13 protein-coding genes are annotated in these 12,730 nt (G+C 69.6%); 4 read left to right on the plus strand and 9 right to left on the minus strand.

Annotated features, from left to right (window positions below; genetic code table 11):
• From trpB to KF941_RS21025, 8 genes are all read right to left on the minus strand, one after another.
• Complete coding sequence (gene trpB, locus KF941_RS20990) at positions 1-1,233, minus strand: tryptophan synthase subunit beta (RefSeq protein ID WP_214274406.1); 1,233 nt, start codon at positions 1,231-1,233, stop codon at positions 1-3.
• Positions 1,234-1,284: 51 nt separating this feature from the next.
• Complete coding sequence (locus KF941_RS20995; RefSeq protein ID WP_214274407.1) at positions 1,285-1,734, minus strand: GNAT family N-acetyltransferase; 450 nt, start codon at positions 1,732-1,734, stop codon at positions 1,285-1,287.
• Positions 1,731-2,378, minus strand: coding sequence for a phosphoribosylanthranilate isomerase (locus KF941_RS21000; protein ID WP_072462967.1), 648 nt, complete (start codon positions 2,376-2,378; stop codon positions 1,731-1,733). The genes KF941_RS20995 and KF941_RS21000 overlap by 4 nt, the downstream gene beginning before the upstream one ends.
• Before the next feature lie 4 nt (positions 2,379-2,382).
• Entirely contained in the window at positions 2,383-2,784 is a 402-nt protein-coding gene (locus KF941_RS21005) for a LapA family protein (RefSeq protein ID WP_214274408.1), read from the minus strand.
• A 38-nt stretch (positions 2,785-2,822) separates the two neighbouring features.
• On the minus strand, positions 2,823-3,110 hold the full coding sequence (gene ihfB, locus KF941_RS21010) for an integration host factor subunit beta (protein ID WP_011750022.1): 288 nt from the start codon (positions 3,108-3,110) through the stop codon (positions 2,823-2,825).
• A 198-nt stretch (positions 3,111-3,308) separates the two neighbouring features.
• Positions 3,309-4,988 (minus strand): 30S ribosomal protein S1, encoded by a 1,680-nt coding sequence (rpsA, locus tag KF941_RS21015; protein WP_036756438.1) that lies wholly within the window; start codon positions 4,986-4,988, stop codon positions 3,309-3,311.
• Positions 4,989-5,150: 162 nt separating this feature from the next.
• Positions 5,151-6,230, minus strand: a complete 1,080-nt coding sequence (locus KF941_RS21020; RefSeq protein WP_036756441.1) for a nitronate monooxygenase — start codon at positions 6,228-6,230, stop codon at positions 5,151-5,153.
• Complete coding sequence (locus KF941_RS21025) at positions 6,227-6,811, minus strand: (d)CMP kinase (RefSeq protein ID WP_036756444.1); 585 nt, start codon at positions 6,809-6,811, stop codon at positions 6,227-6,229. Before KF941_RS21025 ends, KF941_RS21020 begins: the two co-directional genes overlap by 4 nt.
• Positions 6,812-7,348: 537 nt before the next feature.
• Between KF941_RS21025 and KF941_RS21030 the strand changes: the two genes are divergently transcribed.
• Positions 7,349-7,681 carry a GNAT family N-acetyltransferase gene (locus KF941_RS21030; RefSeq protein ID WP_214274632.1) on the plus strand — a complete coding sequence of 111 codons (333 nt, stop codon included), beginning with the start codon at positions 7,349-7,351 and terminating at the stop codon, positions 7,679-7,681.
• A 534-nt stretch (positions 7,682-8,215) separates the two neighbouring features.
• Complete coding sequence (locus KF941_RS21035) at positions 8,216-8,488, plus strand: SDR family oxidoreductase (RefSeq protein ID WP_240540508.1); 273 nt, start codon at positions 8,216-8,218, stop codon at positions 8,486-8,488.
• Between the two features lie 40 nt (positions 8,489-8,528).
• Here the strand turns inward: KF941_RS21035 and KF941_RS21040 are convergent, their stop codons facing one another.
• Positions 8,529-9,281, minus strand: coding sequence for a glucose 1-dehydrogenase (locus tag KF941_RS21040; protein ID WP_214274409.1), 753 nt, complete (start codon positions 9,279-9,281; stop codon positions 8,529-8,531).
• 214 nt (positions 9,282-9,495) lie between these two features.
• On the opposite strand from KF941_RS21040, the gene KF941_RS21045 reads away from it, so the two are divergent.
• Together KF941_RS21045 and KF941_RS21050 are read left to right on the plus strand one after the other, a co-directional pair.
• Positions 9,496-11,115, plus strand: a complete 1,620-nt coding sequence (locus KF941_RS21045) for a GMC family oxidoreductase N-terminal domain-containing protein (RefSeq protein ID WP_214274410.1) — start codon at positions 9,496-9,498, stop codon at positions 11,113-11,115.
• 18 nt (positions 11,116-11,133) lie between these two features.
• Positions 11,134-12,618 (plus strand): aldehyde dehydrogenase family protein, encoded by a 1,485-nt coding sequence (locus KF941_RS21050; RefSeq protein ID WP_214274411.1) that lies wholly within the window; start codon positions 11,134-11,136, stop codon positions 12,616-12,618.
• Positions 12,619-12,730 lie beyond the last annotated feature (112 nt).

Raw genomic sequence — 12,730 nt, forward strand, 5'->3', positions numbered from 1 at the left:
TCAGGTGCGGATGTCGACGCCCAGGTGCTTGGCGACGGTGAAGATGTCCTTGTCGCCGCGGCCCGACAGGTTCACCACCATGATGTGGTCGCGCGGCAAGTCCGGCGCGATCTTGATGACATGGGCCAGCGCGTGGCTGGGTTCCAGCGCCGGGATGATGCCTTCGAGCCGGCAGAGGGTCTGGAAGGCCGCCAGCGCCTCGTCATCGGTCACGCTGACATATTCGGCGCGGCCCTGTTCCTTGAGCCAGGCATGTTCCGGGCCGATGCCGGGATAGTCGAGCCCGGCGCTGATCGAATGCCCTTCCAGGATCTGGCCCTCGTCGTCCTGCAGCAGATAGGTGCGGTTGCCGTGCAGCACGCCGGGGCGGCCGCCGGTCAGGCTGGCGCAATGCTGCATGCGCTCGTCCACGCCCCTGCCGCCGGCCTCGACGCCGATGATGCGGACCGAAGGATCGTCGAGGAAGGGGTGGAACAGCCCCATGGCGTTCGAGCCGCCGCCGATGGCCGCGACCACGCTGTCGGGCAGCCGTCCCTCGCCCTCCTGCTCGGCCAGTTGGCGGCGGGTCTCGCGGCCGATGATGCATTGGAAGTCGCGCACCATCGCGGGATAGGGATGCGGGCCGGCCACCGTGCCGATGCAGTAGAAGGTGTCGCGGACGTTCGTCACCCAGTCGCGCAGCGCGTCGTTCATCGCGTCCTTGAGCGTGCCGCGGCCCGAGGTGACGGGCACCACCTCGGCGCCCAGCAGCCGCATGCGGAAGACGTTCGGCGCCTGGCGCTCGACGTCATGCGCCCCCATGTAGACGATGCATTTCAGCCCGAAGCGGGCGCAGACCGTGGCCGTCGCCACGCCATGCTGGCCGGCGCCGGTCTCGGCGATGATGCGGGTCTTGCCCATGCGGCGCGCCAGCAGGATCTGGCCCAGCACGTTGTTGATCTTGTGGCTGCCGGTATGGTTCAGCTCTTCGCGCTTGAGATAGATCTTCGCGCCGCCCAGCTCCTCGGTCAGGCGCGGGGCGAAATAGAGCGGGCTGGGGCGGCCGACGTAATGTTTCCAGAGATCGTCCATCTCGGCCCAGAAGGCGGGGTCGTCCTTGGCGCGGTCGTATTCCGCCTGGAGGTCGAGGATCAGCGGCATCAGCGTCTCGCTGACGAAGCGGCCGCCGAAGATGCCGAAGCGGCCCTGCTCGTCCGGGCCGGTCATGAAGCTGTTGATGAGGTCTTCGGCCATGGCTTTCCTCGCGCGCGGTCGGGTGGGTATTTGGGCAACAGAGAAGCCCCGTCAGAGGGATTTCTTATATCCGATATGGGAAGGGGTAAAGCCGAGCCTGTCGTAGAAGCGATGCGCCTCTGTGCGGCTGCGGTTGGTGGTGAATTGCAGGAGCGTGCAGCCGGCCGCGCGGGCGCGGGATTCGGCGTCGCGGATCAGCGCCGCGCCGATGCCCCGGCCGCGCAGGTCGGGGCGGACGCGCACGCCCTCGATCTGGGCGCGGCGGGCGGCGCGGAGCGACAGGCCCGAGATGACGGTGATCTGGTAGCAGGCGATCACCTCGCCGCCCAGCAGGCCCACGACCAGGTGGTTCGCGGCCTCGGCCTGCATGGCGTCCCAGGCGGCGAGATAGGGGGCGAGGTCGCCTGCCTCCCGCGCCTGGCCCAGCATGTCGTCGCGCAGGAGGGCCAGGACGGCGGCGACCTCGTCGCGCCGGGCCTTGCGGAAGGCGACGGCGGTCACAGGATCGGGGCCGTGGCGCGGGCGATGAAGCTGCGGATGCGCTGCGGATCCTTGATGCCCGGCGCGCTTTCGACGCCCGAGGAGACGTCGATGCCGGGGGCGCGGGTCAGGCGGATCGCCTCGGCCACGTTTTCGGGCGTCAGGCCGCCGGCCAGCAGCCAGGGCTTGAGGATCTGCCGCCCGGCCAGCAGCCGCCAGTCGAAGGCCAGGCCGTTGCCGCCGGGCAGGGGCGCGTCCTTGGGCGGTTTTGCGTCGATCAGCAGCATGTCGGCCACCAGGCCGTAGTCCCAGAGCTGATCGAGATCCTGCGGATCGGCAATGCCCACCGCCTTCATCACCGGCAGGCCGCTGCGTGCCTTGACCTCGGCCACGCGGGCGGGCGTCTCGGTGCCGTGCAGCTGGATCAGGTCCAGGGGCACGCGGGCGAGGACCGCCTCCAGCGCCGCGTCGTCGGGATCGACGAAGAGCCCGACCTTGGCCACGCCCAGCGGCACCTGCGCGGCAAGCTCGGCCGCCGCCTCGGGCGTCACATGGCGGGGGGATTTCGGGAAGAAGACGAAGCCGACATAGCGGGCGCCGGCCTCGACGGCCGCGGCAAGGCCGGCGGCCTCGGTCAGGCCGCAGATCTTGACGGAGACGGCCATGGGATCAGCGCGGTGCCGGCAGGGTCGAGCCGGAGCCCGCCGGAGCGGCCGGCTTGCGCCCCGATTCGTCCAGGATCGCCAGCACGTCGTCGCGCGGCGCGGCATGGGTGCGGCGCAGGTCGCCGACCTCGCGCTGCAGCTGCGCCAGGTCATGCGCGCGGCGGCTGGATTCGGCGCGCAGATGCCATTCGCGCAGCCATTCCCAGACCAGGCCGACCAGCACGCCGAAGACCATGGCCAGGAACAGCGCCACGAAGGCCGGCATGGTCAGCGACCAGCGCCCGCCGGCGAATTGCGCCAGCGCCTCGGGCACCAGGCTGACGGTGACGAGCTGGCGATTCGCCGCCGCGAGCAGCATCAGCACGATGGCCAGAATGACAAGGAAGAAGACCCGGATCGTGCGCATCGCCTGAACCCCGCAAAGATTGACGCCGGCAATCTGGCCTATTCGTCGAGGCCGTTCAACCGTTCGCGCAACAGCTTGCCGGTCTTGAAGAAGGGCACATGCTTTTCGTCCACGCTGACGGTCTCGCCGGTGCGGGGGTTGCGGCCCTGGCGCGCGTCGCGCTTTTTCACCGAGAAGGCGCCGAAGCCGCGCAGTTCCACCCGGTCGCCGCGCGCCATGGCGTCGATGATCTCTTCGAAAACGGTGTTCACGATCCGCTCGACATCGCGCTGGAACAGATGCGGGTTTTCCTCGGAGATTTTCTGGATCAGTTCGGATCGGATCATTGCGGTTCCTGAATCTGGTGTTCCAACAATTCCTGTCGCGCGATCATAGGGCTGGCGGCGCGGCATTCAACGACAGAACGCATGGCCGGCGGTTTGGTTGCCGCGCTTTTCAAGCCTTTATGGTTCAATCGGCGGAACTGCGCAACGAAAAGCGCCCCCGGCCGGAACCGGGGGCGCGAAGTTCAGCCGATCGCTGGCTCAGCCGCGGCCCTTGAGCGCGGCGCCCAGGATGTCGCCCAGCGAGGCGCCCGAATCCGAGCTGCCATACTGTTCCACGGCTTCCTTTTCCTCGGCGATCTCGCGCGCCTTGATCGACAGGCCCAGGCGGCGGGTCTTGGTGTCGATGTTGGTCACGCGGACGTCGACATGGTCGCCGACCTGGAAGCGCTCGGGGCGCTGGTCCTGGCGGTCGCGGGCCAGGTCGGAACGGCGGATGAAGCTCTTCATGCCGTTGTATTCGACCTCGATGCCGCCATCCTCGATCGCCGTCACGGTGACGGTGATGACCGAGCCGCGCTTGACGCCCTCGACGGCCTCGGCCATCGCGTCGTTTTCAAGCGCCTTGATCGACAGCGAGATGCGCTCCTTGTCGATGTCGACTTCCTGGACGACGGCTTTCACCACATCGCCCTTGCGGAAGTCCTGGATGGCTTCCTCGCCGCGGGTATCCCAGCTGATGTCCGACAGGTGGACCATGCCGTCGATGTCGCCTTCCAGGCCGACGAACAGACCGAATTCGGTGATGTTCTTGACTTCGCCCTCGATGACGGTGCCGACGGGATGGGTCTCGGCAAAGACTTCCCACGGGTTGCGCATGGTCTGTTTCAGACCCAGCGACACGCGGCGCTTGGCCTCGTCGATCTCCAGCACCATGACGTCGACTTCCTGCGAGGTCGAGACGATCTTGCCGGGGTGGACGTTCTTCTTGGTCCAGCTCATTTCCGAGACGTGGACCAGGCCCTCGACGCCGGCTTCCAGCTCCACGAAGGCGCCGTAGTCGGTGATGTTGGTCACGCGGCCGGTATGGACCGAGCCGATCGGGAACTTGTCGGCCACGGTATCCCACGGGTCGGCCTGAAGCTGCTTCATGCCCAGGCTGATGCGGTGGGTGTCCTTGTTGATCTTGACGACCTGGACCTTGACGGTCTCGCCGATCGACAGGATCTCGGACGGGTGGTTGACGCGGCGCCAGGCCATGTCGGTGACGTGCAGCAGGCCGTCAACACCGCCCAGATCGACGAAGGCGCCGTATTCGGTGATGTTCTTGACCACGCCCTCGACGGTCTGGCCTTCCGACAGGTTGGCGATGACCTCGGCGCGCTGCTCGGCGCGGCTCTCTTCCAGGATGGCGCGGCGCGACACGACGATATTGCCGCGGCGGCGATCCATCTTGAGGATCTGGAAGGGCTGCTTCAGGCCCATCAGCGGGCCGGCGTCGCGCACGGGGCGCACATCGACCTGCGAACCGGGCAGGAAGGCCACGGCGCCGCCCAGGTCGACGGTGAAGCCGCCCTTGACGCGGCCGAAGATGGCGCCTTCGACGCGCTCTTCCGCGGCATAGGCTTTCTCCAGGCGGTCCCAGGCCTCTTCGCGGCGGGCTTTCTCGCGCGAGATCGAGGCTTCGCCGCGGGCGTTCTCGACGCGGTCGAGATAGACCTCGACCTCATCGCCGACCGCGATGGCGGGGGCTTCGCCGGGGTTGGCGAATTCTTTCAGATCGACGCGGCCTTCCATCTTGTAGCCGACGTCGATGATGGCCTGGCCCGCCTCGATGGCGATGACCTTGCCCTTGACGACCGAGCCCTCTTCGGGCGTGTCGATGGCGAGGCTTTCGTTCAGGAGGGCCTCGAATTCCTCCATGGTCGCTTTAGCGCACATATAGATCCAGTTTCCTTTTCGATCATTGCTGGCCATGCGGTTGGCTCCGCCGGTCTCTTTGTAGATGCCGGGATAAGCGCAAAGGGTCGCGGCATGTGCCCGACCCTGTTGAAGCGGCCTGTTCTGGCCCCATCGCTTACCTTGACGGGCGGGATATAGCGCTCATCGGCGGTCCTGGCAAGCGCCGAGGCCCGGCAGATGCAAGCAAATCTCGCGCCCGAGCAGCGCCAGCAGGTCTGCGGCGGGCATGGGCCGGGCGCGCGGCGCCTGGGTTCCCGCCCATTGCGCCGCGTAGTCCGAGCCGCCCGCCGCCGCATGAAGCCGCTTGGCCGCGTCGTAGGTGATGGGGTAATCCGGCAGCGGCGGGGCCTCGGGTGCCTCGCCAAGCGCGGTCAGCCGGTTGGCAAGCCCGCGCGCCGGACGGCCCGAGATGGCGCGGGTCATCACCGCATCGCCCGGCTGCGCCGCGGCCAGCCGGCTGCGATAGGCCTCATTGGCCGCCGATTCCGGGCAGGCGACGAAGGCGGTGCCCATCTGCACCGCCGCCGCCCCGGCGGCAAGGTGGCGCGCCGCATCGGCGCCGTCCATGATGCCCCCGGCCGCGATCACCGGCAGGCCCAGGTCCAGCAACTCGGCCAGCAGCGCCGCGGTCGGCAGGCATTCGTCGGGGCCGTCGGGGTCGAAGATGCCGCGATGGCCGCCGGCCTCGTGGCCCTGGGCCACGATCAGGTCCAGCCCCGCGTCGCGGATGGCCAGCGCCTCGTCCCGCGAGGTCGCGGTCGCCGCCAGGGCCGCGCCCATGTCGCGCAGCGCGGCGATGTGTCCGGCGTGCGGCAGGCCGAAGTGAAAGCTGACCAGCGCCGGCCGCGCCGCCAGCACCGCGCGCAGCATGTCGTCATCGGCGACGAAGCTGCGATAGACCTCTTCGATGCGGGCCGGAGGCTCGGCCCCGGCGCGGCGGAACTCGGGCGCCAGATAGTCGAGCCAGGCCTTTTCGCGCGCGGCATCGGCCTGGGCGGGACGGTGGCAGAACAGGTTGACGCCATAGCGGTCCGAGCCCAGCCGCGCCCGCGTCTCGGCCATCATCGCGGCGGCCTGCGCGGCATTGGCGGCGCCCAGCCCCAGCGAGCCGAGCCCCCCGGCCAGGCTGACCTCGGCGGCAAGATGCGGCGTGGCGGTGCCGGCCATCGGCGCCTGGATCACCGGCACGCGCAGGTCGGTCAGCTGGAAACGCGGGGTCATGCGCCGGCCTCCCTGGCGCAGGCGATGGCGCGGGCCACGGCCTCGTCGATGGTCATTTCGCTGGTATCCAGCAGCAGCGCGTCATCGGCCGGCCGCATCGGCGCCACGGCGCGGGCGGCGTCGCGGGCGTCGCGCTCGCGCAGCTCGGCCAGGATCCGGGCCTCGTCGGCGCCCAGTTCCAGCGCACGGCGGCGGGCGCGGATTTCGTCGCTGGCGGTGACGTAGAGCTTCAGCTCGGCCTCGGGGCAGATCACCGTGCCGATGTCGCGCCCGTCCAGCACCGCGCCGGGCTGGCTGCGGGCGAAGCGGCGCTGGAACTCGACCAGCGCGGCGCGCACCTCGGGGATCGCGGCGACGCGGCTGGCGGCCTGCCCGGCCTCGGCGCTGCGCAGGTCGGGGCGGGCCAGATCCTCGGGGGCCAGCGCGCGGGCCGCGGCGATCGGATCGCCGCCCTTGGCGCCCACGGCGCGATAAAGCAGGCCGGTGTCGAGATGGGCAAAGCCGAAATGCCGGGCAAGCGCCCGCGCGATGGTGCCCTTGCCCGATGCGGCGGGTCCGTCGATGGCGATGGTGAAGGGCATGGGGCCTCGGGCTTTGGGGGAGGGGCGCCCCCGGCATCGCCCGCATCGGGCCATGTGCCGGCCGGCCCGTCTTGGATCCGGGCCGCGACCTTGCAAGGGCCGCCAGGGCATCCGCCGGACGACCGCCCGTCCGCGTCTGGATCGTGCCGCCGGCTGCAGGCGTTGCACCCGGCGCCGTCCTGCGTTGCCTGCTGTCCGCGGCTTTGTCAATATCCGGGCCCGGCAAGGGGCCGCTGGTCCCGCCCCCGCGCCACGGCCCGTGCGGATCCCGGCCATGGCGACGGCTGGGCGGGACGTTTCCTCTGCCAGGCCCCGCAGCATCCGGCGGCAGGCGTCAAGCTCTGCGACCGGGATGAACGCGTCCGCGCGGTGCGCGCGGGCGATGCTGCCAGGCCCGCAGATGATCGCAGGGATGCCGGCCGCGTGGAACAGCCCCGCCTCGGTCCCGTAGCTGACCGAGCCCAGCGGCTCCTGCCCGGTCAGCCGCGCCAGCAGAGGGACGGGTCGTCGCCTTGGGGCGGCGGCAGGGCGGGATAGCTGGAAAGCTCGGCAGAGCGGCACCGGCTTGAACGCGCCCTGGCCGGGTCGCTGCCGATGGCGGTGATCGCGCCGGAGGGGACGATGACGGGCTTTGCGCGGCTGGTGACGGATTACACCGTCTTCTCCTATCTGCGCGACGTCTTCGTGCTGCCCGACCACCGCGGCCGCGGGCTGGCCGGCTGGCTGGCGCGGGCGATCCGCACCCACCCCGAGCTTGCCGGGGTCCAGACCTGGATGCTGGCCACGCGCGACGCCCATGCGGTCCATGAAAGCGCCGGATTCCGCCCGGTGCCGCATCCCGAATGCTACATGTCGGTGCCGAAACCATAACCCATGGCCATGCATGCCATGCCAGATCGAATTGACCCGGCCTGCCTTTGCCGTGGCAGGCTGCCGCGAAACGGCAAAAGGAAGTGGGCAATGGGCTATCGCATCGTGGTGGATGTCGGCGGCGGCGCGGGCGGCGGGCATCGTCCTGGCCTTCCTGCATGCCTGCCGCAACCCCGAAAACGAGAGCGCCGTCGCGGCCATGCTTGCCGAGACGGCGCCCGAGATGCCCGTCGCCCCCTCATCGGGCACCTGGCCGGTGGTTCGCGGGTATGAGCGCACGATAACGGCGGTGATCTCGGACTATGTGCAGCCGCGCGTGGCGCATTGCCTCGACCGCTTCGAGGCGGCGCTGGCCGGCAAGAGCGTCGCCGTTCCCGCCCATGCTGCAAACCGCGATCATGCTGGCGATCAAGGTGGCCGCCCCGGCGCTGAAGGCGCGCAAGGGCGCGATCATCCTGACCTCGGCGGCTGTGGGGGTGCGCCTATACCATCGCCAAGGCCTCGGTCTGCCAGATCGGCCGCCATGCGGCGCGGATGGCCGGGAGGCCAGGGCACGCGGGTCAACGTGATCGTGCCGGGTGCCGTCAAGTCGGCGCTGCGGGAAAAGCACCAGCTGGGGCAGGGCATGCTGCAGGCCGGCAATTTGCCAGGATGCAGCCGCTGCCGATGACCGGCCATCCGCGCTGCATCGCCGATGCGGCGCTGGTCCTGGCCTCCGGCCTGTCGGACTTCGTCCGCGGCGTGGTGCGGCCGGTCGATGGCGGGCTGATGCCGCACCGCAATTCCCGTTCCTCGGCCGAGGGCTGAATGCGGCCGGCCCGCCGCCGCCGCTGGGGTCAGATGGCGGTCAGATGGCGGTATAGCCGCCATCGACCACCAGTTCCGCGCCGGTCATATAGGCGGAATCGTCGCTGGCCAGGAACAGGACGACCTTGGCCACGTCCTCGGGCGCGCCGGGGCGGCCAAGGGGAATCCTGGCCAGGACCGCCTCGACCACGGCGGGATCGTCGAAAAGATACTCGGATTGCGGCGTGCGGATCAGGCCGGGATGGACCGAGTTCACCCGGATGCCGCGCGCCGCGAAATCCACCGCGGCACATTTCGACAGCAGCCGGTTGGCGCCCTTCGAGGCGCCATAGCCGGGATGCAGGTTCGGAAAGCAGACCAGCCCGGCGATGGATGAGAAATTGACGATGGAACTGCCCGGCTTCATATGCGGCGTCACCGCCTTGATGCCCAGGAACTGGCTGTCCATGTTCAGCGCCATCATCCGGTTCAGCCCCTCCAGCGTGGCCTCTTCCCAGCTGATCGGCTCGCCCGGCAGGCCGGCATTGTTCACCAGGACGTCGATGCCGCCCCACAGTGCCAGCGCCCTTTCGACCGCCGCCTGCCATTGATCGGGCCGGGTCGCGTCCAGCACCTGGCCCTGCGCCTCGCCGCCCCGGTCGCGGATGCCGGCGGCCACCGTTTCGGCGGCATCGCCGCGAATGTCGGTGACAAGGACATTCGCCCCCTCGTCGGCCAGAAGCCGGGCCGAGGCCGCGCCCATGCCGCTGCCGGCGCCGGTGATCAGGACCGTCTTGCCCTTTACCCTGTCCATTCCCCTCTCCTTTCCGTGTCGGCTGCTGTTGCGCCAGCAAAGCGCCGCAAGGGCGGCCGCTCAACACGGCATGCCAATGGATAGGGAAAGCCTATGGATGGCATAGGCGGTTTCCGTGCTACAGGACGGCCCTTTGCGCGCCATAGGCCGGGCACCGCTAGCCCGGCCGCGCCCAGGCCCTAGACTGCCCTTCGAGGGAGAAGGGGGAGGCCGGATGAGCAGCTACGACTACATCGTGATTGGCTCTGGTTCGTCTGGGAGCGTGGTTGCGAGCCGTCTGTCGGAGGATGGTCGCAACCAGGTTCTGCTGCTGGAGGCTGGGGGCCATGCCGACCGCTTCTGGGTGCATGCGCCGGCCGGGATGGGGCGGCTGTTCCTGGAAAAGGCGATCAACTGGGCCTATTTCACCGAGCCGGGCGCCGAGATCAACGGCCGCAGCATCTACTGGCCGCGCGGCAAGACCGAAGGCGGCACCGGCGCCGTCAACGGCATGGTCTACATGCGCGGCCACCCGCTGGACTTCGACCGCTGGGCCGCGCTGGGCGCCGAGGGCTGGGGCTGGGACGAGGTGCTGCCCTATTTCATCAAGTCCGAATCGAACAGCCGCGGCGCCAGCGCGTTCCACGGCGGCGACGGCCCGCTGCGGGTCAGCGACCCGCGCCAGAAGCACCCCACGATCGAGGACTACCTGCGCGCCGCCGAGAATGCCGGCGTCCCGCGCGTCGGCGACCTGAACGCCCCGCCCTACGAGGGCGCGGATTTCCACCAGCACACCATCCGCGACGGCCGGCGCGAGACCAGCTACACCGCCTTCGTCAAGCCGGTCCTGCACCGGCGCAACCTGACCGTGATGCGCAAGACCCGCGTGCTGCGCATCCTGGTCGAGCGGGGCGAGGCGACGGGCGTCGAGATCCTGCAGGGCGACCGGCGCCATGTGATCCGCGCCCGGCGCGAGATCGTGGTCTCGGCCGGGTCGCTGAATTCGCCGCATCTGCTGATGCTGTCGGGGATCGGCGAGGGGCGGATGCTGGCGGCGCAGGGCATCGCGGTCGCGCGCGACCTGCCGGGCGTGGGCCGGAACCTGCAGGACCACTGGTTCGGCCCGATGATCTGGGAGGTGACGCGGGGCAGTTCCTGCAACGACGCCCTGCGCGGGCTGGGGAAATACGTCGAGGGGGTCAAATACCTGCTGGCGCGGCGCGGGCTGCTGGCCCTGTCGGTCTCGGCCTCGGCGGTGTTTGTGCGCAGCTCGGACGCGCTGGCGCAGCCGGACCTGCAGATGGTGCTGCGGCCGGTGTCCTACACCTTCCATCCCAAGGGGGCGGTGATGGTGGACGGCTTTCCCGGCGTCAGCGCCGGGGTGGTGCTGCTCAACCCCGGCTCGCGCGGGCATGTGTCGCTGAGATCGCCCGACCCTCTGGCGGCGCCGGCCTTCCAGCCGAACTACCTTTCCGACCCCGACGACGGGCGGCGCACGGTCCTGGGCCTGCGGCGGATGCGCGAGATCATGTCCCGCGACCCGGTGGCGGCCCGCGTGGTGGCCGAGCGGCTGCCGGGGCCGGCGGTGCAGGAGGACGAGGCGCTGCTCGAGCACATCAGGGCCCACGGCAATTGCGGCTGGCACCAGGTCGGCACCTGCCGGATGGGGCGCGACGCGCTGTCGGTGGTGGATCCGCGGCTGCGGGTGCATGGCATCGGGCGGCTGCGTGTGGCGGACGGGTCGGTCATGCCCACGATCACCTCGGGCAATACCAACGCGCCCTGCATCATGATCGGGGAAAAGGCGGCGGACATGATCCGGCAGGACGCCCTGCCGCGCCGCGACGCAAGCTGAACATCGGGAGGGAGCAAGATGACGGCAGATTTCACCCATCCGGGACGGGAAACCGCGCGGGACTGGGCGGCCGCGGGGCCGAAACGCAACCTGATCGACGGCCAATGGGTCGAGGCGCAATCCGGCAGGACGCTGGAAAGCCTGAACCCGACCACCGGCAAGCTGCTGGCCCGGATCTCCGAGGCGGATGCGGGCGACGTGGATGTCGCCGTGCGCGCCGCCCGCCGCGCCTTCGAGGCGCCGACCTGGTCGGGCATCTCGCCGCATCTGCGCACGCGGATGCTGCTGAAGATGGCCGAGGCCATCGACCGGGACGCCGCCGAGCTTGCGGCGCTGGAGACGCTGGACAACGGCATGCCGACCTGGTTCAGCAATGCGGTGATCGCCATGGTGGGCGACACCTTCCGCTATTACGCCGGCTGGTGTTCCAAGATCTTCGGCACCACCACGCCCACCGACGCCTCGATGTTCATCTTCACCCTGCGCGACCCGGTCGGGGTCTGCGGCCAGATCATCCCCTGGAACGTGCCCAGCCTGATGGCGGCGCTGAAGATCGCCACCGCGCTGGCCTGCGGCAATACCGTGGTGCTGAAGCCGTCCGAGCTGGCCTCGCTCAGCACCCTGCGCATGGCCGAGCTGATCCAGGACACCGACCTGCCGCCGGGGGTGCTGAACGTGGTGACGGGCTATGGCTCGACCGTGGGCGCGGCGATCTCGGGGCACCCGGAGGTGGACAAGGTCGCCTTCACCGGCTCGACCGTGGTCGGCAAGCAGATCCTGCAAGCCTCGATCGAGACGATGAAGCGGGTGACGCTGGAGCTGGGCGGCAAGTCGCCGAACATCATCTTCGCCGATGCCGACCTGGACAAGGCGGTGGTCGCGGCGGTCAACGGCTTTACCCGCAATTCGGGGCAGGTCTGTTCGGCCGGGACGCGGGTCTTCGTGCAGGAAGGCATCCATGACGAGGTGGCCGGGCGCATCGTCGAGATCGCCTCGGGCCAGAAGGTCGGCGACCCCTTCGACCCGGAAACCAAGCTTGGCCCGGTGATCTCGGCCAGGCAGCTCGACCGGGTGATGTCCTATGTCGATGCCGGCAACGCCGAGGGGGCCGAGCTGCGCACCGGCGGCGACCGCGTCGAAGGCCCCGGCTTCTTCGTCAGGCCCACGGTTTTCGCCGGCGTCACCAACGGCATGAGGATCGCGCGCGAGGAGATCTTCGGCCCCGTCGTCTCGCTGATCCCCTTCAAGGACGAGGACGACGCGATCTTCAAGGCCAACGACACCAGCTATGGCCTGGCGGCGGCGGTCTGGAGCCGCGACATCTCGCGCGCGCACAAGGTGGCGCGGGCGATGAAGGCCGGGCGCATCTGGGTCAACACCTTCGGCGAGACCGACCCGGTGATGCCCTTCGGCGGCTTCAAGCAATCGGGCCTCGGCCGCGAATTCGGCGCGGAATCGGTGCTGGCCTATACGGAAAGCAAATCGGTCCAGGTCCGCTTCTGACCGCCGGCAAGGAAACGATCCCGCCGCATCCCCTGCGGCGGGATCTTTTGTTTGCGGCGCGACCCCTGCAGCGCACCGGGCAGCAAGGCGGCGAGGACAGGGCAAAGGGCCG

The sequence above is a fragment of the Paracoccus sp. pheM1 genome, assembly GCF_018499825.1.
Classification (GTDB): Bacteria; Pseudomonadota; Alphaproteobacteria; order Rhodobacterales; family Rhodobacteraceae; genus Paracoccus; species Paracoccus versutus.